This is a genomic window from Nocardia sp. CA-135398, assembly GCF_050955845.1.
In the GTDB taxonomy this organism is placed as follows: Bacteria; Actinomycetota; Actinomycetes; order Mycobacteriales; family Mycobacteriaceae; genus Nocardia.
The window spans coordinates 4,398,778-4,419,867 of sequence record NZ_CP192084.1 but is presented as its reverse complement, the minus strand read 5'-3'; the positions used below and the strand labels follow the sequence as shown (position 1 = coordinate 4,419,867).

Annotated in this window: 20 protein-coding genes; 10 read left to right on the top strand and 10 right to left on the bottom strand. The window is 65.0% G+C overall.

Annotation, left to right across the window (positions count from 1 at the left end):
• Window position 1 precedes the first annotated feature (1 nt).
• Complete coding sequence (locus ACQP1T_RS19350; protein WP_433754456.1) at window positions 2-859, bottom strand: fumarylacetoacetate hydrolase family protein; 858 nt, start codon at window positions 857-859, stop codon at window positions 2-4.
• A complete protein-coding gene (locus tag ACQP1T_RS19345; protein ID WP_433754455.1) occupies window positions 856-1,737 on the bottom strand; it encodes an amidohydrolase family protein in 882 nt (293 codons plus the stop codon). The genes ACQP1T_RS19350 and ACQP1T_RS19345 overlap by 4 nt, the downstream gene beginning before the upstream one ends.
• A 41-nt stretch (window positions 1,738-1,778) precedes the next feature.
• Here ACQP1T_RS19345 and ACQP1T_RS19340 point away from each other — a divergent pair, with 41 nt between their 5' ends.
• The gene (locus ACQP1T_RS19340; protein WP_433754454.1) at window positions 1,779-2,447 is read left to right on the top strand and encodes a FadR/GntR family transcriptional regulator; all 669 of its coding nucleotides are present in this window, start codon (window positions 1,779-1,781) and stop codon (window positions 2,445-2,447) included.
• Between the two features lie 22 nt (window positions 2,448-2,469).
• Here the strand turns inward: ACQP1T_RS19340 and ACQP1T_RS19335 are convergent, their stop codons facing one another.
• The 5 genes from ACQP1T_RS19335 to ACQP1T_RS19315 form a co-directional block, all read right to left on the bottom strand.
• Entirely contained in the window at window positions 2,470-3,702 is a 1,233-nt protein-coding gene (locus tag ACQP1T_RS19335) for an aldo/keto reductase (protein ID WP_433754453.1), read from the bottom strand.
• Between the two features lie 2 nt (window positions 3,703-3,704).
• On the bottom strand, window positions 3,705-4,730 hold the full coding sequence (locus tag ACQP1T_RS19330) for an ABC transporter permease (protein WP_433754452.1): 1,026 nt from the start codon (window positions 4,728-4,730) through the stop codon (window positions 3,705-3,707).
• Window positions 4,727-6,205 (bottom strand): sugar ABC transporter ATP-binding protein, encoded by a 1,479-nt coding sequence (locus ACQP1T_RS19325; RefSeq protein WP_433754451.1) that lies wholly within the window; start codon window positions 6,203-6,205, stop codon window positions 4,727-4,729. The genes ACQP1T_RS19330 and ACQP1T_RS19325 overlap by 4 nt, the downstream gene beginning before the upstream one ends.
• A gap of 73 nt (window positions 6,206-6,278) precedes the next feature.
• Window positions 6,279-7,361: a sugar ABC transporter substrate-binding protein gene (locus ACQP1T_RS19320; RefSeq protein ID WP_433754450.1), complete on the bottom strand. Its 1,083-nt coding sequence runs from the start codon at window positions 7,359-7,361 to the stop codon at window positions 6,279-6,281.
• The gene (locus ACQP1T_RS19315) at window positions 7,358-8,710 is read right to left on the bottom strand and encodes an enolase C-terminal domain-like protein (RefSeq protein ID WP_433754449.1); all 1,353 of its coding nucleotides are present in this window, start codon (window positions 8,708-8,710) and stop codon (window positions 7,358-7,360) included. Before ACQP1T_RS19315 ends, ACQP1T_RS19320 begins: the two co-directional genes overlap by 4 nt.
• A 179-nt stretch (window positions 8,711-8,889) precedes the next feature.
• Here ACQP1T_RS19315 and ACQP1T_RS19310 point away from each other — a divergent pair, with 179 nt between their 5' ends.
• The 4 genes from ACQP1T_RS19310 (at window position 8,890) to ACQP1T_RS19295 (ending at window position 12,756) form a co-directional block, all read left to right on the top strand.
• Window positions 8,890-9,675, top strand: coding sequence for an SDR family NAD(P)-dependent oxidoreductase (locus ACQP1T_RS19310; protein ID WP_433754448.1), 786 nt, complete (start codon window positions 8,890-8,892; stop codon window positions 9,673-9,675).
• A 14-nt stretch (window positions 9,676-9,689) separates the two neighbouring features.
• A complete protein-coding gene (locus ACQP1T_RS19305) occupies window positions 9,690-10,916 on the top strand; it encodes an alpha-hydroxy acid oxidase (protein ID WP_433754447.1) in 1,227 nt (408 codons plus the stop codon).
• A 445-nt stretch (window positions 10,917-11,361) separates the two neighbouring features.
• Entirely contained in the window at window positions 11,362-12,174 is an 813-nt protein-coding gene (locus ACQP1T_RS19300; protein ID WP_433754446.1) for a DUF1206 domain-containing protein, read from the top strand.
• Window positions 12,175-12,234: 60 nt separating this feature from the next.
• Entirely contained in the window at window positions 12,235-12,756 is a 522-nt protein-coding gene (locus tag ACQP1T_RS19295) for a hypothetical protein (protein ID WP_433754445.1), read from the top strand.
• 19 nt (window positions 12,757-12,775) lie between these two features.
• On the opposite strand, the gene ACQP1T_RS19290 is transcribed toward ACQP1T_RS19295, so the two are convergent.
• Both ACQP1T_RS19290 and ACQP1T_RS19285 read right to left on the bottom strand, forming a co-directional pair.
• The gene (locus ACQP1T_RS19290; protein WP_433754444.1) at window positions 12,776-13,714 is read right to left on the bottom strand and encodes an SDR family NAD(P)-dependent oxidoreductase; all 939 of its coding nucleotides are present in this window, start codon (window positions 13,712-13,714) and stop codon (window positions 12,776-12,778) included.
• A gap of 390 nt (window positions 13,715-14,104) precedes the next feature.
• Entirely contained in the window at window positions 14,105-15,235 is a 1,131-nt protein-coding gene (locus ACQP1T_RS19285) for a hypothetical protein (RefSeq protein WP_433754443.1), read from the bottom strand.
• 479 nt (window positions 15,236-15,714) lie between these two features.
• Between ACQP1T_RS19285 and ACQP1T_RS19280 the strand changes: the two genes are divergently transcribed.
• The 3 genes from ACQP1T_RS19280 (at window position 15,715) to ACQP1T_RS19270 (ending at window position 17,335) form a co-directional block, all read left to right on the top strand.
• Window positions 15,715-16,218 carry a hypothetical protein gene (locus ACQP1T_RS19280; protein WP_433754442.1) on the top strand — a complete coding sequence of 168 codons (504 nt, stop codon included), beginning with the start codon at window positions 15,715-15,717 and terminating at the stop codon, window positions 16,216-16,218.
• 19 nt (window positions 16,219-16,237) lie between these two features.
• A complete protein-coding gene (locus ACQP1T_RS19275) occupies window positions 16,238-16,504 on the top strand; it encodes a hypothetical protein (protein WP_433754441.1) in 267 nt (88 codons plus the stop codon).
• 111 nt (window positions 16,505-16,615) lie between these two features.
• The gene (locus ACQP1T_RS19270) at window positions 16,616-17,335 is read left to right on the top strand and encodes an alpha/beta hydrolase (protein WP_433754440.1); all 720 of its coding nucleotides are present in this window, start codon (window positions 16,616-16,618) and stop codon (window positions 17,333-17,335) included.
• Here ACQP1T_RS19270 and ACQP1T_RS19265 read toward each other — a convergent pair.
• Window positions 17,332-18,774 (bottom strand): XRE family transcriptional regulator, encoded by a 1,443-nt coding sequence (locus tag ACQP1T_RS19265; RefSeq protein ID WP_433754439.1) that lies wholly within the window; start codon window positions 18,772-18,774, stop codon window positions 17,332-17,334. The two genes, ACQP1T_RS19270 and ACQP1T_RS19265, sit on opposite strands and share 4 nt — an antisense overlap.
• Before the next feature lie 197 nt (window positions 18,775-18,971).
• On the opposite strand from ACQP1T_RS19265, the gene ACQP1T_RS19260 reads away from it, so the two are divergent.
• Window positions 18,972-19,652 carry a hypothetical protein gene (locus tag ACQP1T_RS19260; protein ID WP_433754438.1) on the top strand — a complete coding sequence of 227 codons (681 nt, stop codon included), beginning with the start codon at window positions 18,972-18,974 and terminating at the stop codon, window positions 19,650-19,652.
• Window positions 19,649-20,794: a radical SAM protein gene (locus ACQP1T_RS19255; RefSeq protein WP_433754437.1), complete on the top strand. Its 1,146-nt coding sequence runs from the start codon at window positions 19,649-19,651 to the stop codon at window positions 20,792-20,794. Before ACQP1T_RS19260 ends, ACQP1T_RS19255 begins: the two co-directional genes overlap by 4 nt.
• Window positions 20,795-21,090 lie beyond the last annotated feature (296 nt).

Here is a 21,090-nt window from a genome sequence, read left to right as displayed (position 1 = left end):
ATCACAGAATATCTGCCGAATCCCGGCAGGTTTGGCGCATGCGCCCGACGCCGTCGATCTCGAGATCGATCACATCGCCCGGGCGGAGGTAGGGGAAACGACCGGAGAGGGCTACGCCTTCCGGGGTTCCGGTATTGATGATGTCGCCGGGTTCGAGGACCGCGTACTGGGACAGATGCCAGACCAGGTACGCGACGTCGAAGATGAGGTCGGCCGTCGAAGAGTCTTGGCGCGGTTGACTATTGACCCAGGAGCGCAGGCGCAGGTCCTTCGGGTCGAGGCGATCGGCGGGGATCAGGGCGGGCCCGAGGGGGTTGAAGGTCGCGCAGCACTTGCCCTTCGACCATTGGCCGCCGGATTCCTCGAGCTGGAAGCGGCGTTCGGAGACGTCGTTCGAAATGGTGTAGCCGGCAATGTGTTTCATGGCGTCGTCGGGCGAGTCCAGGTAGCTCGCTCGGCGGCTGATCACCACCGCCAGTTCCACCTCCCAGTCGGTTCGGTCGGACCCGCGCGGGATCAGCACGTCGTCGTAGGGGCCGACCACGGTATTGGGTGTCTTGAAGAAGACCACCGGCGTACGTGGCGGTTCCGCTCCCGATTCGGCGGCGTGCGCGGCATAGTTCATGCCGATGCACCAGACCGCCTGCGGGCGCGCGATCGGTGCGCCGATGCGTTGTCCGGTGAGGTCGATGGGCGACAGCAGGCCCTGTGACAGCGCTGCCGCGGTCTTCGATATGCCGTCCGCGGCGAGGAACGCACCATCGATATCCGGTGTCAGCGTGGACAGATCATAGGCCCGATCGCCGTCGACCACGACCGGCCGCTCCGCGCCGACCGCGCCGATCCGCTGCAATTTCACGCGCTAGCTCCTTCGTTGATGGGTTCCGTCTGATCGGCGGCCAGCCGGTATACGCGCCGCGCCGTCGTGGACAACACCTTGACGCGATCGTCCGGGGCAAGTCCGCCGAGGACCTGGACAGTGGCCCGCCAGACCTCCGCATAGGAGGCGGCGGTCAGGGTGAACGGCCAATCCCCGCCCACCATCAGCCGATCCGGCCCGAACACCGCCAGCGCGTGATCGACGTACGGCTGCCAATCGGCGGCGGTGAATCCGGGCTCGGACACCGTGGCCAGGCCGGAGATCTTCGCCACCACATTGGGTTGCTCGGCCGCGGCGGCCAGCAGATCCGCCCATGGCTGCCAGTCACCGGTCGCGATCGGCGGTTTGCCCAGATGGTCGAGAACCACTGTGAGCGTGGGGTGTTCGGCCGCCACTACCGGCACCTGCCCCAGCAGATCGGATCGCTCGGCCACCGCGTCGAAACTCAGACCGGCCTCGGCGAGCATGGCCAGGCTGTCGGAAACCTCGGGTCGCCGTAGCCAGGTCGGATCCGGGTCACGGTGGATCATGTGCCGCACTCCGACGTATTCGGGTCGCCGCAGCCGGGCCAGCTCGAAGGCGGCCCGCTCGGGTTCGTGCAGCGGCAGCCAGCCGACCACGACCGCCGGGCGCGGGGCGTGGGCCGCCGCGTCCAGGAGCGCGTGATTCTCGGCCAGTGAGTCGGCCGCCTGGACCAGCACCAGCCCCGCGATATCGTGCTCGGGCAGCTGCGGCTCGAGGTCGGCCAGCGTATAGGTGCGATACAAGACATCGGATGTATTTGTCAGCCAGTCGTATTCGACAGAGAATTTTCCACCGCGAATGTCCCAGACATGCGCATGGGCGTCTACAGTCATCGGAGGCATATGTTCACATTCTCGAAAGTGAAGGAACCAGTTTGTCGGTCACCGACGATGCGATTGCGAAGATCAAGGCGATGATCGTCTCGGGCGATCTGACGCCCGGATCGAGGTTGCCGCGCGAGGCCGACCTGGCCGCCGAGATCGGGGTGTCGCGCAATTCGCTGCGGGAGGCGGTGCGCGCGCTGTCGCTGGTGCGAATCCTGGACGTGCGCCAGGGTGACGGCACCTTCGTGGCGAGCCTGGAGCCGAATTCGCTGCTGGACGCCATGAGCTTCCTGCTGGAGTTCCATCAGGACGACTCGGTGCTCGACATCCTGGGCGTGCGGCGGATTCTGGAGCCCGCCGCGACCGCGCTGGCGGCGCAGCACATGACCGACGAGGAGATCACCCACCTGCGCACGCTGGTCGAGCCCGCCAGTGCGTCGGTGACCGATCTGGTCGCGCTCGACCTGAGCTTCCACGCCGCCATCGCCACCGCTTCCGGCAATAAAGTCCTTGCCTCGCTGCTGGATTCGCTGTCCATGCCGACCACCCGCGCACGGATCTGGCGCGGCGTCACCGAGGAGGGCGCGTTCGAGCGCACGGTCGCCGAGCATCGCGGCATCTGCGACGCGATCGCCGCGCGTGACCCGCAACTGGCGCAGGCGCGGGCGCTGGCACATGTGGCCGGGGTGATGGAATGGCTGGGCCGGGCAGTGGAGTGAGCGGCTCATCGCAGTGCTCGATTCACCACAGCGCCTGATCCTCGAGCTCGGACCAGAGTTCGTCCGGCACAGGCAGATCGAGCATGGCAATGCTGTCGTCGATCTCCGCGCGAGTACCGGATCCGAGCACGATCGCCGTCACTGCCGGATGCCGTCGCGGGAACTGCACGGCCGCCGCCCGCAGTGGCACACCGTATTTCGCGCACCGCCGCTCCAGCTCCCGCGCGCGGGTGACGACGGCGGGATCCGCCGTGCGGTAGTCGAAGGTGGCCTGCCGCAAGGGATCCGCCAGCACTCCGCTATTGAGCACCCCCGCGACGAGCACCTGGATCCCGCGTTCCGCACATTCGGGCAGCAGTTCGCGCCCTGCTCGGCGGTCCAGCAATGAGTACCGCCCGGCGATCATGACGGTGTCGATGGCCGACTCCCGCACGAACCGCAATGCGGTCTCGACGTGGTTCACGCCGATTCCGATTCCAGCGGTCAGCCCTTCGGCCCGCATCCGTTCCAGCTCCGGCAGTGCCTCGCCCAGGGCTTGGTCCATATGCGCCTCGGGGTCGTGTACGAGTATCCGATCCACCCGATCCAGCCCGAGCCGAATCAGCGATTGCTCCAGCGACAGCCGTACGCCTTTCGCCGAATAGTCCAGCCGCCGTGACCGTTTGGGCGCACCGTAGAACTCATCGGCCCCGTCGGGTGCGTCCGGGTCGTCGTACAGCAACCGTCCCACCTTGGTGGATACCGTGAATTCCGAACGGTTTCGCCCACGCAGGAACCGGCCGAGGCGCTCCTCGCCGAGCCCGCCGCCGTAATGCGGCGCCGTATCGAAACTCCGAATCCCGGCCGCCCACGCCGCGCGCAGCGCCTGCTGTGCCGTGTCCTCATCGACAGCGCGGTACAGCCCGGCATACCCCGCACCGCCGAGCACCACCTCGGCGCGCGGTCGCGGATTCAGCTCCCAGACCACTGGCAAACCAGCCTCCGGCGCCGAATAGTCGTGGGGCACATCGGTGAACCCGCTCATGCGAGCCTGCCAGGCGATATTCACCGGCAAACCAGCCAGTTCGGTCAGCAGCCTGTCATAGCTGTCGCAGTCGATGACATGGAACAGGTCCAACCCGCTGCGCCAGATGGTCCAGTCGGTCGCACCGGCGGCGCGAATGGCCGCGACGAGTTCGGCCGGTACCGCGCGATGGGCCGCCTCGTACTCGGCCTCCGCACCCGGCTTCAGCCTGGTGTGCAACGCGATTCGCATGCTCACTCCTGCCGCCGTCCGCTGGCGATGCGGGTGATGACCAAGGCGACGAGGATGAGCGCACCGTTGATGAACTTCAGCGAATCCGCGCTCACCCCGCCGTAGGACAGCAGCTTCTGGATCAGCGTGAGAATCAGGATTCCGAAGAACGCGCCCACCACCGACCCGCGCCCGCCATTGAGTGACACGCCGCCGATAACGCAGGCGGCGAACACATTGAAGATCATCCCGTCGCCCTGGCTGACCTGGACGCTGGCGAACTGCCCGGAATAGATGAGCCCGCCGATCGCGGCCAACACCCCGGCGATCACCAGCACGGCGATGACCACCCGATCGGTGCGAATACCGGCGGCTCGCGCGGCCGCCTCATTGCCGCCGACCGCGTACAGTGCCCGCCCGGCCGTGGTGTAGTTCAGCACCAGATATCCGATCACGAACAATGCCAGGGCGATGATCACATTCACCGGCAGGCCCAGAACTCGTGCATTGCCGAGCCATTCGACCGAGTCCGGAATCTTGGTCAGGGTGAACCCGGAGGTGAGGAAGGTCAGCAGCCCGCGCAGGGCAATGAGCATCGCCAGCGTCACGATGAACCCGTTGAGGCCGAAGCGCACGATCAGCAGGCCGTTGACCACACCGACCGCCGCACCCACCAGTAGCGCGATCGGAATGGTCATCCACGGCGACGCCCAGGTGATGGCACCGACCTCGGTGGTGCCCATGGTCACCCAGATCGCCACCCCCGGCGCGAGGCCGAAGGTGGATTCCAGCGAGAGGTCCATCCGGCCGACCACCAGCACCAGCACTTCGGCCAGCACCAGCAGCGAAATACCGCTCATGGTGCTCAGCACATTGGTGAGATTGGCTGTCGAGACGAAGTTGGTATTGATGAAGTATCCGACCACCAGTGCCAGCAAGATCGGCGGCACCAGCAGCAGATCGCGGAATGTGCTCCAGCGCACGTGGATTCGCGCCCGGCGCGGCGGGGCCGCGGTGGGCGCACCGGTTTCGGTCGCGGTCCGGGTCATAGCAGTCCTTCCATGGCGGTGACGAGCTCGCGGTCGTTCCAGCCCTTGTCGAAGCGGGCGGTGAGCCGTCCCTGCACCAGGACAAGTACGCGGTCGGCGTCGCGCAGATCGTCGAGTTCGTCGGAGACGACGAGGACGGCGGTGCCGCGATCGGCGGCAGCGCGCACCACCGCGCGCAGAGTTTCCTTGGAGCGCACGTCGACTCCCGCGGTGGGGGTGATCAGCACCAGCACTTGCGGTTCGGTGGCCAGGGCACGGGCGAACACCACCTTCTGCTGATTGCCGCCGGACAGTTCGGCGACGCTCTGCTGCGGGCTCTCGGTCTTGATATCGAGTTCCGCGATGGCGGTGCCCGCCAGCACATCTCGGCTGCGCCGCGACAGCAGGCCGAACGGGCCGAGCTTGTGCGGCACGGTGAGGGTGGCATTGTCGGCCACGCTCATGGACAGGATCAGCCCTTCCTCGTGACGATCGCGCGGCACGAATCCGATCCCGGCGTCACGCGCCGCCCGCACCCCGCCGCCGCGCAGCGGCCTGCCCGCCACCATTACCGATCCGCCTGCCGCCCTGCGTAATCCGACAATGGTCTCGGCCACCTCGATGCGCCCGCTGCTGCCGCCACCGGCCAGTCCGACGATCTCACCTGGGCGCACGTCGATGTCGATCTCGTCGAATTCGCCGACGCGCGTGAGCTTCTCCACCTTCAATACCGGTGTGCGGGCGGCGTCGGGAGCCTGTCGTGGCACCGCGATTTCCAAGTCGGTCGAATCGCCGGTCATGGCGGCGATGAGCGCAGGCTTGGCCAGCTCGGCGACCGGAGCGGTGACGATATGCCGGGCATCCCGGAACACCGTGACATCGGCACAGATTTCGTAGGTCTCGTCGAGATGATGGGAGATGAACAGAAAGGTCACGCCCTGTTCCTGGAGGTCCCGGATCCGGGCGAAGAGGCGCTTGATGGCGGGACCGTCCAGCTGCGCGGTCGGCTCGTCGAGAATGATGAACCGCGCGCCGTGCGAGAGCGAGCGCGCGATTTCCACTAGTTGCCGATGCTCCACCGACAGCTCGCGGGCGAGCGTATCCACCGAAACCGGCACCGACCAGGTATCGAGCAGCTCCCGCGCGCGCGTCCGCAGCGTGCGCCAATTGACCAGGCGCCTACCGAAACCCTGCCGATTGACGAACAGATTCTCCGCCACCGACAGATCGGGAATGATCGTGGAGTGCTGGTAGACACACGCCACGCGGGACCGCCAGGCATCCCGATCGGCGGGCGCCGGCGCCGGGTGACCCTGGAAGCGCACCTCCCCCTCATCAGGAGTTGCGAGTCCGGTCAGAATCGACACCAGGGTCGACTTCCCGGCGCCGTTTCGCCCCACCAGCGCATGCGTGCGGCCCGCGGTGACCCGCAATCCGACGCGATCGAGCGCGATATTGCGGCCGAACCGCTTGGTCACCCCGATCGCCTCGGCCACCGGTGGACCATCCGGTTGTCGCTGTGAAACTGTCTCGGGCACTGCGGTTTCCATCGCTAGGGTGTCGATCCGTTCAGTGCCCGCGGCCCCACAGCGCGGGATCGGTGCTCGCCACCGTGTCCATATCGCCGACCTTGCCGCCGGTGCGGGTCACGACCGGCGCTGGGAGCTGATCCTCGAGCTGGCCGCCGCCGGTGTCGACAATGGTCGAGCCGTGATCGGTCGGACCGGGAGCGAATTTCTTACCGTCCACGGCCGCTTTCGCGTACATCGCGGCGTACTGCGCGTACAGATCGGCGGGTTGCGAGACGGTGGCGTCGATATCGCCCGCGTCGATGGCGTCGAGCTCGGCCTTGATGCCATCATTGGACACGATCGAAATATGACCCGGCTGACCGGCTTTCACGAGTTTGCCGGTGCGCTTGAGCAATGCCAGCGTCGACTGCAGGAACGCGCCGCCGGCCTGCATGTAGATGCCGTTGATATCCGGATCGGTGAGCAGCTTGTCCTGCAGGCCCGAGGTGGCCTTGTCGGCCTTCCACTCGGTGGGGATTTCGATCACCTTGATATTCGGGTATTTCGTGCGCATGCATTCGGCGAACGCCTGGGAGCGGTCGCGGCCGTTGATCGAGGCCAGATCACCCTGGAATTCCACGACTTTCCCGGTGCCGTGCAGGGTTTCGCCGAGATAGGTGCAGGCGTTCGTGCCGTAGGCCCGGTTGTCGGCCCGCACCACCATGTACGCGCCGCCGCTGTCGGGGCGAGTGTCGACGCTGATCACCGGCACGTTCTTACCGGCGGCGGCGGTGATCGCCGGTTTCGCGGCGGCGGTGTCCTGCGGTGCCATGATGATCGCCTTGACGTCCTTCGAAAGCAGCGTGTCCACATTGGATTTCAGCCGGTTGGAGTCATTGTCGGAGGAGGTGTTCTCCAGCCTCACCCCCGCCGCGGCGGCCTTCGGGCCGAGATACCCGGCGTAGGCGCTCCAGAAGTCGGTGTCCGAACGCGGCTGGTCGGCGCCGACCAGTACACCGTTGTCGGCGCCCTTCCCGACGGCCACGGCGGGACCGCCGCCGGAAGTCTGTTCGCGGGAACAGGCCGCCACCGCGACGACCAGTACGGCGGCTACAGCCGCGCCGATGATCCTGGTGTTCATGAGAGTTCGTGCTCCTTTGCCGAAACCTGGTGTACTGCTGAGAAAGTGGTCGGCTCCAGCCATGCCGCCCCGGTGGGAAAGGTGTAATCGCGGAGCGAGTCCGGCAGCATCTCGGCGCTGAAACCTGGTGCGCGCGGCGTGAGATAACGTCCGCCGGCCACCCGGACCGGATCGCGGAAATGCTCGTGCAAATGGTCGACGTATTCGATGGCGCGACCCTGCATGGTGCCGGAGATGGCGATGTAGTCGATCATCGCCAGGTGCTGCACCAGCTCGCACAGCCCGACCCCACCGGCGTGCGGAATGACCGGCACCCCGAACTTGGCCGCCAGCAACAGGATTGCGAGATTCTCGTTGACCCCGGCGACGCGGGCGGCATCGATTTGCAAGACATCGACCGCGCCCGCCTGCAGTAGCTGTTTGAACAGGATGCGATTCTGGCCGTGCTCGCCAGTGGAGATCGGCACGCCCGCGACGCGGCGGCGAATCTCGGCGTGGCCCAGGATGTCATCGGGACTGGTGGGTTCCTCGACCCAGGACAGCCCGGCCGGTGCCAGCCGCGAAATCCATTCTGCCGCTTCATCGACGCCCCAGCGTTGGTTGGCGTCCACGGCCAGGCCGATATCGGGGCCGATGGCGTGACGCGCGAGCATGACCCGGCGCACGTCCTCGTCCGGATCGCGGCCGACCTTGATCTTGATGGTGCCGAACCCGTCGGCGACCGCCTGCTGGGCGAGGCGGGTCAGCTTGGCATCGGAGTATCCGAGCCAGCCGGCGGAGGTGGTGTAGGCGGGATATCCGGTGGCCAGCAGGCGTTCGGTGCGTTCGGCCCGGCCCGGTTCGGCCTCGCGCAGGATGGTCAGGGCCTCGTCGGGGGTGAGGGCATCGGTGAGGTAGCGGAAGTCCACCTGCGCCACCAGGTCTTCTGGACTCATCTCCGACACCAGCTGCCACACAGGTTTTCCCGCGCGTTTGGCGGCGAGGTCCCAGGCGGCATTGACGACCGCGCCGATCGCCATGTGCATGACGCCCTTCTCCGGGCCCAGCCAGCGCAGCTGCGAATCATCGGTCAGGCTACGCGCGAAACCGCCCAGATCGCCGGTGATCTCGTCGACCGAGCGGCCCACCACCAGATGATCGAGGGCCTGGATCGCGGCCTGCTGCACCTCATTGCCGCGCCCGATCGTGAACGCGAAGCCGTGGCCGTCCGGAACCGTCGCATCGTCGGTGCGCAGGATCACGTAGGCCGCCGAATAGTCGGGGTCGGGGTTCATGGCATCCGAGCCGTCCAGGTGGGTCGACGTCGGGAACCGAATATCCAGCGTATCCAGCGCCGTAATGAAAGCCATGCGTGATCCTCGCTGCCAGAAGTGATCTGGGTCACGACTATACATCCGATGTCTAGGAACGCAAGGGCTGTCGATTCGGGCTGATTTCCGGCAAATTGACCGAATGTGGCGTTCCGTTCGCTAAGCGGTGTTATCTTCCGAAGCTGTAGACATCGGATCAGTGCGCGGATGAGGTCAGTATGACTTACGGGGAGTTGGACGGGCTGACGGCCGTGGTGACGGGCGGCGGATCCGGTATCGGCCGGGCGATCGCGTCCGCATTCGGCCGCGCTGGCGCGCGGGTGGCTGTGCTGGATCTGGTGCCGGGCCCACCGGTCGGCCGCGATGGCCTGGCGCTGACATGCAATGTGTGCGAGGACGATTCGGTGCGGGCGGCCATCGAGACCGCCGCCGACACATTCGGCCGCCTGGACATCGTGGTCAACAATGCGGGCATCGGTGCGCAGGGAACTGTCGAGGACAATACCGACGACGAGTGGCAACGCCTCTTCGACGTGAATGTGCTCGGTGCCGTGCGGGTTTCCCGCGCCGCTCTACCTCACCTGCGCCGCTCGCCGGCCGCCTCGATCGTGAACACCTGCTCGATCGCCGCCACCACCGGACTGCCGAACCGCGCTGCCTACAGTGCCAGCAAGGGCGCGATCCTCGCGCTGACGCGCGCCATGGCGGCCGATCACCTCTCGGAAGGAATTCGAGTCAACTGCGTGAATCCGGGCACGGTCGACACCCCCTGGGTGCAACGCCTGCTCGCCGCTGCCCCTGATCCCGCCGCGGAACTCGTTGCGCTCCAAGCGCGTCAGCCGCACGGCAGGCTGGTCAGCCCCGAAGAAGTCGCGGCCGCCGTGCTGTACCTCGCCGGACCACACGCGGCTTCGACCGCCGGCGTCATGCTGGAAGTCGACGGCGGCATGCACTCGCTCCGGCTGCGTGCGCCCAATGGCCGCCCGAATATCGCCGAGCAATAGGAGAATCCGATCCGGTGACCGAACGCCGCATCCCGAAATACCGCGACCTCGCGCCGTTGGTGAAGTTCGAGCGCCCCTTCGGCGGCCTCGACCACAAACTCGCTCGCGCCCAAACCATCTGGGACCTGCGCGAGTTGGCCCGCAAACGCACGCCCAAGGTCGCCTTCGACTACACGGACGGTGCCGCCGACGCCGAAATCAGCCTCCAGCGGGCCCGACAAGCGTTCCAAGACATCGAATTCCGCCCAGCCATCCTCCGTGATGTCGCCGACATCGACACCAGCACAGCCATCCTCGGCAAACCCTCCCAGCTGCCCTTCGGCATCGCCCCCACCGGCTTCACTCGCATGATGCACACCGCAGGCGAAGTCGCCGGCGCCCGAGCCGCCGCCCGAGCCGGAATCCCCTTCACCCTTTCCACCATGGGCACCACAGCCATCGAAGACCTGGCCGCCGCCACCGATCCCCAGGCCCGCAACTGGTTTCAGCTCTACATGTGGAAAGACCGGGACCGCTCTCTGGCCTTGGTCGACCGCGCCGCCACGGCAGGCTTCGACACCCTGGTAGTCACCGTCGACGTCCCAGTAGCCGGCGCCCGCCTCCGCGACGCGCGCAACGGCATGACCGTCCCACCCTCGATAACCCTCACGGGCGCCCTCGACGCGATCCGAAAACCCCGCTGGTGGTTCGATTTCCTCACCACCGAACCCCTGGCCTTCGCCTCCCTGGACCGCTGGTCCGGCACCGTCGCCGACCTCCTCGACGCGATGTTCGACCCCACGGTCGACTTCGACGACCTGACCTGGATCCGCGACCGCTGGCCGGGGCGAATCCTCGTCAAGGGCGTCCAAACGGTAGACGATGCCAAACGTCTGGCCGCCCTGGGCATCGACGGCATAATCCTGTCCAACCACGGTGGCCGTCAACTCGATCGAGCCCCGGTCCCCTTACACCTGCTCCCCTCAGTGGTCCACGAGGTCGGCGACGACCTCGAAATCCACCTGGACACAGGCATCATGCACGGCGCCGATATGGTCGCCGCCCTAGCCCTTGGCGCCCACTTCACCCTGATCGGCCGCGCCTACCTCTATGGCCTGATGGCCGGGGGCGAACCAGGCGTCGACCGCGCCATCGACATCCTCCGCACTCAGCTCACCCGCACGATGAAACTCCTGGGCGTCGGCTCCATACAAGAACTCGAACCCGCCCACGTCCGCCTGCTCTACCAGCACCCGAGGTAATCGGCACCGCTACCCGCCTCGGCGGCGAACGGCTTCAACCTCCCGTCCCCTGACGGTCGCGCCGCACTGCCGATCCTCTGCGCATCATCGAAACAGCCTGGGGCACAAGGTGTCTCGATGGCCCCGCTCGACCGAGATCAGCGAGTTCGTCCAGCAGCACCGCAGGCGCGCGGCCGTCCGATCCAATTCCCGAGATCGGGGGTGTGGGGTCGATAGCGCCGAAGGGTGGGTGGTCCGATGGTTCATCCGCTGGGAACGCGCCCCAGCATTCGCACGGCGAGGTCGGCCAGCAGATGATACGGGGTCCGGCAACCGCTGAGACGGAAAGTCACGACCCGCTCACCAGGGCGTCGGGGTGGGTGGGGAGGTGCTTTCTCCGCGGACATGGGTAACCGGACGATGTCTGCGCGGGCGTCGCGTCGTGGTACCTGGATGGAGGAGCAGCATGACCCACACCGGTATATCCCATACCGCAGGGCGGATCGCCCAGAGCGGGGTGTTCGCGCGTCTCGCCCGCGCCGGTTTTGTCATGTCCGGCCTGGTTCACCTGCTCATCGGCTACATCGCCATCCGGCTCGCGTTCGGCGGTGGGGGCAACGCTGATCAATCCGGGGCCATGGCGGAACTGGCGGATAAAGCGGGTGGCGAGTTCACCCTTTGGGTGGGCGTGGTTGCGTTCGTGCTGATGGCGCTGTGGCGGCTGGCGGAGGCCGTCTTCGGCAGTGCGTCCGAGCCGGGCGCCGAGAGCCGGAAGTCCGAAGTATTCGATCGGGCAAAAGCACTCGCGCTGTCCGTCGTGTATTTCGCGTTGGCGATCACCGCGTTCCGTTTCGCGCAGGGCAGTGGGCAGTCGAGCAGTAGCCAGAGTGTTGGGCTCACCGCACGTCTGATGCAGCACACGGCGGGCACGATCGTGCTCGTCGCTGCTGGGCTGGTCATCATCGCGGTCGGCGGTTACCACGTGTACAAAGGAGCCACCCAGAATTTCCTCGACGATCTTCGCGGGGTCCCGAGCGCCTTCGTGCGGCGGCTGGGCACTGTGGGCTACATCGCCAAGGGGCTGGCCGTCGCCGCGGTCGGGTTGCTGGTGATCCTGGCCGCGACCGAATCCGATCCGAACAAGTCCGCAGGCCTGGACGGGGCCATGAAAACGCTCGGCGCGCAACCCTTCGGCATGTTCCTGCTCCTGATCGCCGGGGCCGGCATCATCACCTACGGGCTCTACAGCTTCGTCATGGCCCGCAGCGCCAAGATGTAGCGCCGAGCGGCTACCGCTGGGAATTTACAACCAGCCGAGTTCACCGGCCCGGAGGGCGGCTTGGGTCGGGCACCCGCGAACGGGATGGCCGCCGAGCAGGAAACCACCGCATCCGGTGCGGCATGGACCATTCTGCGTCCGTGCGCCTTCGCCTCCAATGCCCTGCGCTGGCTCCCCCAGCTACGCGACGGGAATGTGATGCGCGCGCCGTTCCCCGCCGTCCGCACCGCCAGCCTGGACCCGAAGGACCTCGGCGAGGTGGCGGCCACCATCCTGCGCGACAATGGTCACGGCGAAATCCTCTGGCCCACAGGGCCGGAACCGCTCACGCCCGCTGAGCAGATCGCGTTCCTGGCCGAAGCCACCGGTCGCGACCTCACCTGCATCGGCCTCACCGACGAGCAGGCCCGCGCCCAAATGCTCGCCACCACCCCCGCCGAGTATGTGGACGCCTTCTTCGACTTCTACGTGCACGGGGCGATCGACGAATCGGTGGTCCGACCGACGGTGGCGGAGGTTCTCGGCCGCCCACCTCGCACATTCGCGCAGTGGGCCGCCGCCCACGCGGATGCCTTCCGCTGATGCGGATCAGCAGCGGTGGTCATGGCCGGATCGGCGTAGCCGGACGCTCCAGCGGATCCACGCCGGTGAGGGCAGCACTGGCGGCCCAGAGCCCGTCGGCGGCATCGAGGTCGGTCATGTGTGTGTGGGGTGTTTCGCGGCGTGGTCGTCCGCGCAGGCCGAAAACTCTTGGCCCCCACAGTTGCCCACCGGTGATTTCGGTGTCGAGGACGGCTCGGACGATGCTTCCGGCCCCCGCGTGTTTGCCGTGCAGCACAACGCCCGCAGGCAGCCCGCGCATGCGCTGGGCGGTGGTGCGGACGAACAACGGTGGCCGCGACGGGGTCAGCGCGTCCAGGGCGCCGCCTGGATGGACGACGATGCTGGAGGTGTCGGCACCGCGTGCCCGCAGTCGGCGATCCAATTCGAAACCGAACAGCATCTGGGCCAGCTTCGATCGCCCGTAGGTGCGCTTGGGCCGATAGTCGCGTTCTGACTGCAGATCGGCAAGATCCAGCAGTTCCGACCGCGCGGCGAAGCTGCCCACCGTGATCACCCGGCTGTGCGAGGCAGCCATCAGAATCGGCGCCAAATGAGCGACCAGCGCGAAGTGCCCGAGATGGTTTGTCGCGAACATCAATTCGTGCCCCCGAGCATTCACGCGGCGTTCGGGGCACGACAGTAGTACTCCCGCATTGAGCACGACCGCGTCCAGGCACTCGACGCCGAGGGCGTCCACGGTCGCAGGCAGCGAAGACAGATCCGCCAGGTCCAAGCGCACGAGCAGCAGTCGAGCCTCCGGAACCCGTGCTCGGATCGCGCGTATCGCGAGGTCGGCCTTGGCGGTGTCACGACAGCCAAGCACCACGGTGGCGCCAGTGGCCGCGAGTTGCTCCGCGACGAAATATCCGATACCCGCACTGGCACCGGTAACCAGAATCGCTTTTCCCTCGGCTCGACAGCCGCTGCGCCACGTCATGCCGGCAACCCTGACACCATGCTCTTGCACCGCCCTGACATCCCACTGGCATGCAGGCCCACACCAATCGCGCAATGCCACCCAACACCGAATCCGCAGGTCGATGACCTGCGGATTCGCCATTCAGTGGGCCTAACGCTCCACAACCCGAACACCCTGACGGTCGATGGACCAGAGATTCGGATCAGACCGGTAGGCGTTCGACAGGTAAAAACCGTGGCGTGACCCGAGTTTTCACCGAGTTGTCGATGATTAGCGCTCCGCTAGTACGTCGGAGGCCCCGTACGCACCTCCCAACTGTCGGCTAGGTCATTCGCTCGGCATGCGGCAGAAGAGCTCACTCGACCGAGCTATTGCCAGAATAAGGTCAACTCCACTTGACAGTCTCGATTATTGCTCGTGAACCGATGAAGGGGGCGAGGGACCGTCAGGAACCGGGTTCTCCGCCAGCCAGAGACGAAGCATCTCGTCCCCGATCTCCTTCTGTTGGCGCTTGGACAGGCCCCGGTCAGCGAGACGCCGCTTTACGGAATCGATCAGCTGGACGTCCGCTGTCCACGGCATATTTTGGGTTTTCGGGGCGGCGCTGTGGCCGGGCAGGGTCAGGAGCTCGTCGTGGGGAAACATCGTTCGCAGCCCGCTCATCCGCTCGGTTGTCATCCCTACGAGACCGTCACTGGTTGCCCAGTCGAGGATCTTGTTTGCTGCGCTCTGCTTGACGCGAGATCTGTTGTGGATGACGTCGTTTCGAATCTTATTCAGTTCCCCCATGAACGCGCTTTTGATGTCGTTCTTCAGGAAATCCTCACCGAGCCGCCGTGAGTACGCTGCCGCAAGACGCGGGCGATACCACTCGTCCCAAATTGCGTGGATGTAGGCGAACCACTGCCCGTAAGTCATGATCTGGATCGGCGGGAACCGTTCGTACGACACCATGCCGCGCTTGATACTGAGCGACATGGCTCCACTGTCCATCGCTTTGTTCAGATCGGCGGAATGTACCCTGCCCGGCGCGGGATCCCGGGCGAAGACGCACCGTCCCACATCGAAGTACTCACCATCGGTTGGCTTTCGCCCGGCGAGCTTCTGAGCGAGTGTGGAGTGGGCCGACAGCGCGATGGCCAACGTCGCAAGGTATCGGGTCTCGAACGCTTCGATAACCTGCTCGACCTCCTCTTCGTCGGTCATGCTGTCGATCGATTTGATCGCCTCACCCGCGAGGGCATCGATCTCACCAAGATCTTGCACCAGCAGTTGTGGGGTCGCGAGCGGCTTGTCGAGGAACACGAGGACTGCGTCCAGTACAGGTCTGACGATGTCACGCAACTGGGGACTGTAGATCGCCTTCCGCTGGTGCTCTTCCAGCAGGTGATGGAACACTGCCTGCCGCAAGCCCTCTTTGGTCGACTTCTCGGCGACCCCCTTGGAGGCGGGGGCGGCTTCGACATTGTCCCGTGCGACCTCAACGAAGAACGTGAGCTGCCTGAGGTTGTGCCGCCACAACTCGCTCTCGTCACTCATCGCAATGCCTCCTCGCCGACGCGGTCGCCCACTGGGCGATGAGTTTGCATCAAACTGTCCGACTGATAACCGTGCGGCCGACATGGGCTGTTACAGCCATAACGCCACTGATTGGCGCGCCCAACGTTCTTCGGCACTTCACGAATACCCCTGCGCGGCTAGGCCATCAGCGATCACCACCCGACGCCATCCGGCGGGTACCCACGGGCTTGATCCGGATCCAGGCTCCGCCGTCAGGGTGTTCCGCGACCCGCTTGCATTCGGCCTCGGCCTCTCGGCTTAGCCACGTTGGAGGCTTCATCGGAATCCTGCGGAAGGCGGCGGTGGGTTGACCACCCGCCCGCCGCTGTCTCTGCCCTCCGAGCGGCCGGTGAGCAACCGGAGGTTGGTGGGCCTAGATGTTTGGTGCTGCCATAATTTCACCCCTCGTGTTCGGGATTGAGCCAGCAACCGCAATGCGCAAGGCATACCGTGGCGGCGTGGAACTCGCTGGAGATGTACTCGAATTCGTCGGCACGCTTGTTACTGCCTACGGCCTGTTCTACGCATGGCAGAGGTTGACAGGGCGTATCGCGCGTTGGCGGGAGCAGTTCGCCCGGATCGGCACCGAAGTGAAGGCCAGACTTACAGGACGGCGCGACGCCACGGTGAATGCCACCGCAGCACTAGCCGTCGCTGCTGGACTTTCCGCAACCGCGCGCGCCGAATATCCTGTGGACTCAACGGAAACTCTTGAGAACCAGGTCGCGAGACTGATCGAGATCACGAACTTTCTACGAGCAGACATCGATGCCACTCAGGGGCAGATCGCACACGTTCGCGACCATCCTGCGGTGACGATGGAAGCGGTCGAAACCGCAATCGCCGATGCACTTTCGAGTTTCGAGACAACCCAGACCGCGTCAACGATCAGGGATTTAGGGTGGGCAATTGGGGGCATCGGTATGACTGCGGTCGGAATCTTCATCGGCTTCTTCGCCTGACCGCCCGGAGCACCCCCGTATGCGCCCAGTTGAGCGGAGAAAAGGGAAGCTGCCGGTCCACGAGGACGAAGCCGCGGCATCGGATCAGCTGATGCCCGAACTTTCAGGCCCGATGATCGACGGACTCATCATCCAGGGCATCGTCAACGAACCCAACCTGCACATGGATTTTCGTCAGGCGGTGTTCAAGGTCGGCGGCGAAGGCGGAAGGAGCTGCCCTGTGCGACGGCCGAGGACGCGGTTCTCGCATTGTGATCATCGTCTGGCCGCGGTGTGCCTGGTCTGATTGACTGGCTCCGTGGTTCCGACGAGCACCATCACCCGCATCCGCACCCTCGACGGCCTGCACCTGGCAGCCACCCTCGTCACTCCCGATCGACCCACGACGCACGCCGTCGTGCTGGTGCATGGTGGTGGCGTCACCCGCGAGGAGGGTGGCTTTTTCACCCGTCTCGCGGCCGGCCTTGCCGAGGCTGGTATCGCGTCGCTGCGGTTCGACCTTCGCGGCCACGGCGACAGCGAGGGCCGCCAAGAAGAACTGACCCTCTCCGCCATCCTCAACGACATCCGCGTCAGCTTCGTCGCTGTGCAGGACGCCACGGGTGCCAGTGAACTGTCGCTGCTCGGTGCCAGCTTCGGGGGTGGCATTTGTGGCTATTACGCTGCCAAACGCCCCGAGGATCTGTCTCGGTTGGTGCTGCTGAATCCTCAGTTCGACTACAAGAAGCGCACCATCGACACTCGCGACTACTGGACGAACGATGTCATCAGCGACGAGAAGGCCGAAGAACTCAATGAAACCGGAGCGATCCAGTTCACGCCGACACTGCGGCATGGTCGGCCGCTGCTCAACGAGGTGTTCTGGCTGAAGCCGAACGAAGTCCTCGGCGAGATCAAGGCATCGACTCTGATCGTCCATGGCAACGCAGACACCTTGGTCCCAATCGACGGTTCCCGTGCTGCCGTCGCCCAATTCACCGCACCCGTTGAACTGGTCGAAATCGAGGGATCACAGCACGGATTCGCCGTCCATGACGATCCGCAGTACCTCAACCCGAAAAGCCAGGAGTTCCAGGCCGAAGTGATCCGCATCGTGGCGGACTGGCTCACGGCTTAGCGCGACGGCATCAAGGCTTCACGGAGCTGCCGCACATTCGGCCGGTGGTTCCAAGGGGCGAGCGTGCGCACTACATCCACAACGACATTCATCGTTCGCTCCGAACGGGTTTCGCGCGCCACCGCGGCCGATTCGGTTGCCACCGTGGCGGCCTCGTCTGGTTCACCGCTGAGTGCGAGTGCTTTTGCCTGTCGAGCACTGAAGAAACCAGCATCGCGCCGGGACAATCCCCCATCGGCGAGCACCTGACCGAACAGTTCAGTGGCCCGCTGCGGCTTGCCCGCCTCGGTGTAGCAGCAGGCTGAGCGAACCAGAAGCGTGCTCTCGTTGAAGTAGCTCACCAACCCTTGGTCGTCGGCGCCGTTAGCCTCGGTGAGGAGGCGCTGAGCCTGACCAAGGCTTTGCTCCACGGCAGTGGCTGGTTCGCCAATCATGGCGAGTCCCAATGCTTCCTGCTGCACAACTTCCGCCTGTACCCGGATCGGAAGCTGCCACGGCCCCTCTTTGGCGGCTTGCGCCAATCCGAGCAGCGTCCCCGCGTCGCGCGAGTCATAGGCCATCTGGGATTTCTTGAGTAGGACGTATCCCTGCATGGGCAGGCTGCCCGCGGCCTGCGCCCACTCCATCGCGCGGTCATACAGGAAGGTCGCCGTTACCGGGTCATGGAGGTCGCGGTACAGCCACCCTGCGAATTCCGCGCCATCCGATCCAACCGCCAACAGTTGCCGACGCACATCTGACTGAACATCCTTGCTGTGCCGTCGGATTGCCCCGAGCACGGCGAGCGTCAGCGGCAACGCCTCGGCTGGACCAAGGGAACCGTCATCGGCTTTGCAACGCGCAAGCTGAGCACGGAAGAACTCCAGGACCGAGCCGTCGAAGTACCGGCGAGCGTCCTCCAGCGCCAAGCTCACCCGCTCCAGATCGTCACTGTGACTGATCGGTGGGGTACCAGTTCCATCGCCAGCCAACCAGCGTGCAAGTGCCAGCGCGTTATTACCCGTCGTGCTCGTAGGTTCGATGGATACGGCTGCCGCGCCCACCTCGTCGGGCAGCTTGAACCACAGCAACTCGGGCGGAATACGGAGAATCTGCGCCCACCGCGTCAGTTTGGACAGTTGCTCTGGCGCTGAACCCTTTTCAATTCGACTGATCTGCACCTGTGTCATACCAAGCCAACTGCCCATCAGTTCCTGCGGCAGCTGTTGTCCGTGATACGGGTGGTTGCGGTAAGCGAAGAAGACCCGGCCCATGTGCCAGGTGGCGAGCGCATCGCGCATTTGGTCGGTCTGCCAAAAGTCCGGCGGAAGCGTAGGCGGGCGGTGGCGCTGTCCCCGTGCCATGACTTCGCAAGCGCCACAAACAGATTCGGCGTTGTAGCGGCTCAAACGGTTGCCGCAACGCGCGCAATAGCGTTGGTAGTGCGGCGTTTCGGTCATGTGAACCGCTCCGGATTGTCCACGACGGTTGCCTTATCCCCCCGTTTGCCCTGGTCAGAGGACGCTACCACTGGTTTCCGTGATCGGTATGCGTTCCATGTATATCGCGTATTCGCCGTGGTCGTGGTTGGTTTTTGGCCGAAATCCGAAGCTTGGGGACCGGACACATTCAGGCCCTCAAACGAAAGGAGTAGGCCGTGGCCCTGTCCCTTGTTGTACCCATCTTCGGTCCGCCGGCCGCAGGCAAAACCACTCTCACACTGCACCTCGGATCGGCACCAGGGCGGCGCATTTTCCGACTGCGCGAGCATGTGCCGACAGACGTACTGGCCGCCACCGCGACCAGTAGCGAACGGCTGGGCTGGATTGACGAGTTCACCGTTGGGGAAGCGCTGCGCTCGTACTTCGATGCCGCGCACGCCGATCCGGACGTGCATACCGTGCTGCTGGACAACTTTCCCGGTTCAGCGAGCCAGGTCAACCAACTGCTCACCACCCTTTGGGCGTTGATGCCACCCGGTCATATCGAGGCGATCGAAGTCGTAACCGACGCCAAGACGCTCAAGCAGCGCGCGAAGAACCGAAAGGTGTGCCACCAGTGCGAGCATGATCCCATCCGCGACCCCCGACTTCCAGCGATACCCAGCCGGGATGACCCCTGGCAGTGTGCTCACTGCGGTGGCTTGTTGCATCCACGGCGAGGTGATTCGCCGCGGTTGTTCAAGGCCAGGTTGCAGCGCTACCACCAGACGGCTGCCGGTATCCGAGCGGGCTTCACCGACTCCGGTATTGCCGTCACTCAGCTCGACACCACCACCATCGACGGGGCGGCGAATCTGCTTGCCCCGCGTCTTATTTCACGGAGTTCCACACGATGAATACTGTTCCATTGCCCATGCCCAGCCTCAAACCGAGTAGTGATGGATACGGCCATGCCCGTATGCCGCGCGGTGCCACCGTTCCTCAACCGGACCGAATCGACCGCGTGGCCTACGGCCGCTTCCGCAACGTGTACCTCTACATCACCGAGGCGTGTCAACTTCGCTGCGAACACTGCTACATGGGCGAACGGCTAGACCGGGCGTTGAAGATGCCGCTGTCCAAGATCGTGGACACGCTCACCACGTGGCGTCGGCTGGGTGGGAGCAAATTGACCATCCTCGGTGGGGAGCCGACGCTCCACCCCCACTACTGCGAGGTGATCCGACTGAGCAAACAGCTCGGCTACGAGCATGTGATCACCACGACGAACGCTCAGAAACCGGCACTTCGGCGCTTCCGGCAGCTCGGGCCGGAGGACTTCGCCTACGTACAAGTGAGTCTCGACGGTGGCAGCCGCGAGTCCCACGATGCCGTGCGTGGTGTCGGCACGTTCGATGAAGCTATGGAAACCACGCGGGAGCTGGCCGAACGCGACTTCGACACTCGCATCATCTGCACGGTCAACAAAGCCAACGAACGAGATGTGTTCCAACTCCTCGACATTGCGGATGTCCTGGGTGTGAGCCTGGTGAAGTTCCACGTCTTCTCGACCATCGGCACCGGGCACGGCAATCCAGAGATGGCCATGACACCGCCGGAATGGGTGAGTTTCTGCGACACGCTCAATGATCTTGCGCCCCAGTACAAGACAAGGGTGTGGTACCAGCCGACGTACGCCCGGCGCGATCAGATGGAGCGCTACGCCGCCGAGGGCTATCAGGGGTGCATCGGCCGAACACTGGACCGGATTTCGATCTTCCCGGACGGCCGCTGCTACGTCTGCTCCTACCTGTTCGACACCGAGCTGCACTTCGCCCAGATGGTCGACGGGCAAGTGCAGCTCAACAACAGTGCCAACGAGTTCGAGTTGTTCACCAGTGTGCTCGCCGAAAGCTCATGCGGTGGGTGCAAAGCCGGTGCCTGCATGGGCGGGTGTCCGGCCGAAGAGGTGGTGATGGGCCAGTCCTCGTGCGCGGCCTACGAGGACATCGTGCCCATCTGCCGCCTGTGGAAATCCAGCGCCAAGCCCGAGGAGTGAACCCAATGGACGATATGGATCGGATCGCCGAAAATCTGCGCTGGATCGACTGGGGCGACATCGACGATGTCGAGCAGAACTGTCGTGAGGCATTGAACGAACTTGCGGCCGAACCGCGAATTGTGCGTGCACGGCTGGAGGAGCTACCCAACCGGCCCGAGCTGCTCGACCTGTGCGAGCACTACGACATCCTGGACAAAATCGTGCTGGCCAGCGAGGACGATCCGGGAGTACGGGTCCGGCTGCATGTATTCCTGCCGGGCTACTTCGACCGACCGCACAATCACCGCTGGTCC

Bases quoted from the DNA above. Each gene is read 5' to 3' on its own strand.
- ACQP1T_RS19265 (WP_433754439.1), bottom strand. From the start codon at position 18,774: ATGACCGAAACGCCGCACTACCAACGCTATTGCGCGCGTTGCGGCAAC.
- ACQP1T_RS19285 (WP_433754443.1), bottom strand. From the start codon at position 15,235: ATGAGTGACGAGAGCGAGTTGTGGCGGCACAACCTCAGGCAGCTCACG.
- ACQP1T_RS19345 (WP_433754455.1), bottom strand. From the start codon at position 1,737: ATGACTGTAGACGCCCATGCGCATGTCTGGGACATTCGCGGTGGAAAA.
- ACQP1T_RS19330 (WP_433754452.1), bottom strand. From the start codon at position 4,730: ATGACCCGGACCGCGACCGAAACCGGTGCGCCCACCGCGGCCCCGCCG.
- ACQP1T_RS19255 (WP_433754437.1), top strand. From the start codon at position 19,649: ATGAATACTGTTCCATTGCCCATGCCCAGCCTCAAACCGAGTAGTGAT.
- ACQP1T_RS19275 (WP_433754441.1), top strand. From the start codon at position 16,238: ATGCGCCCAGTTGAGCGGAGAAAAGGGAAGCTGCCGGTCCACGAGGAC.
- ACQP1T_RS19290 (WP_433754444.1), bottom strand. From the start codon at position 13,714: ATGACGTGGCGCAGCGGCTGTCGAGCCGAGGGAAAAGCGATTCTGGTT.
- ACQP1T_RS19315 (WP_433754449.1), bottom strand. From the start codon at position 8,710: ATGGCTTTCATTACGGCGCTGGATACGCTGGATATTCGGTTCCCGACG.
- ACQP1T_RS19310 (WP_433754448.1), top strand. From the start codon at position 8,890: ATGACTTACGGGGAGTTGGACGGGCTGACGGCCGTGGTGACGGGCGGC.
- ACQP1T_RS19320 (WP_433754450.1), bottom strand. From the start codon at position 7,361: ATGAACACCAGGATCATCGGCGCGGCTGTAGCCGCCGTACTGGTCGTC.
- ACQP1T_RS19300 (WP_433754446.1), top strand. From the start codon at position 11,362: ATGACCCACACCGGTATATCCCATACCGCAGGGCGGATCGCCCAGAGC.
- ACQP1T_RS19335 (WP_433754453.1), bottom strand. From the start codon at position 3,702: ATGCGAATCGCGTTGCACACCAGGCTGAAGCCGGGTGCGGAGGCCGAG.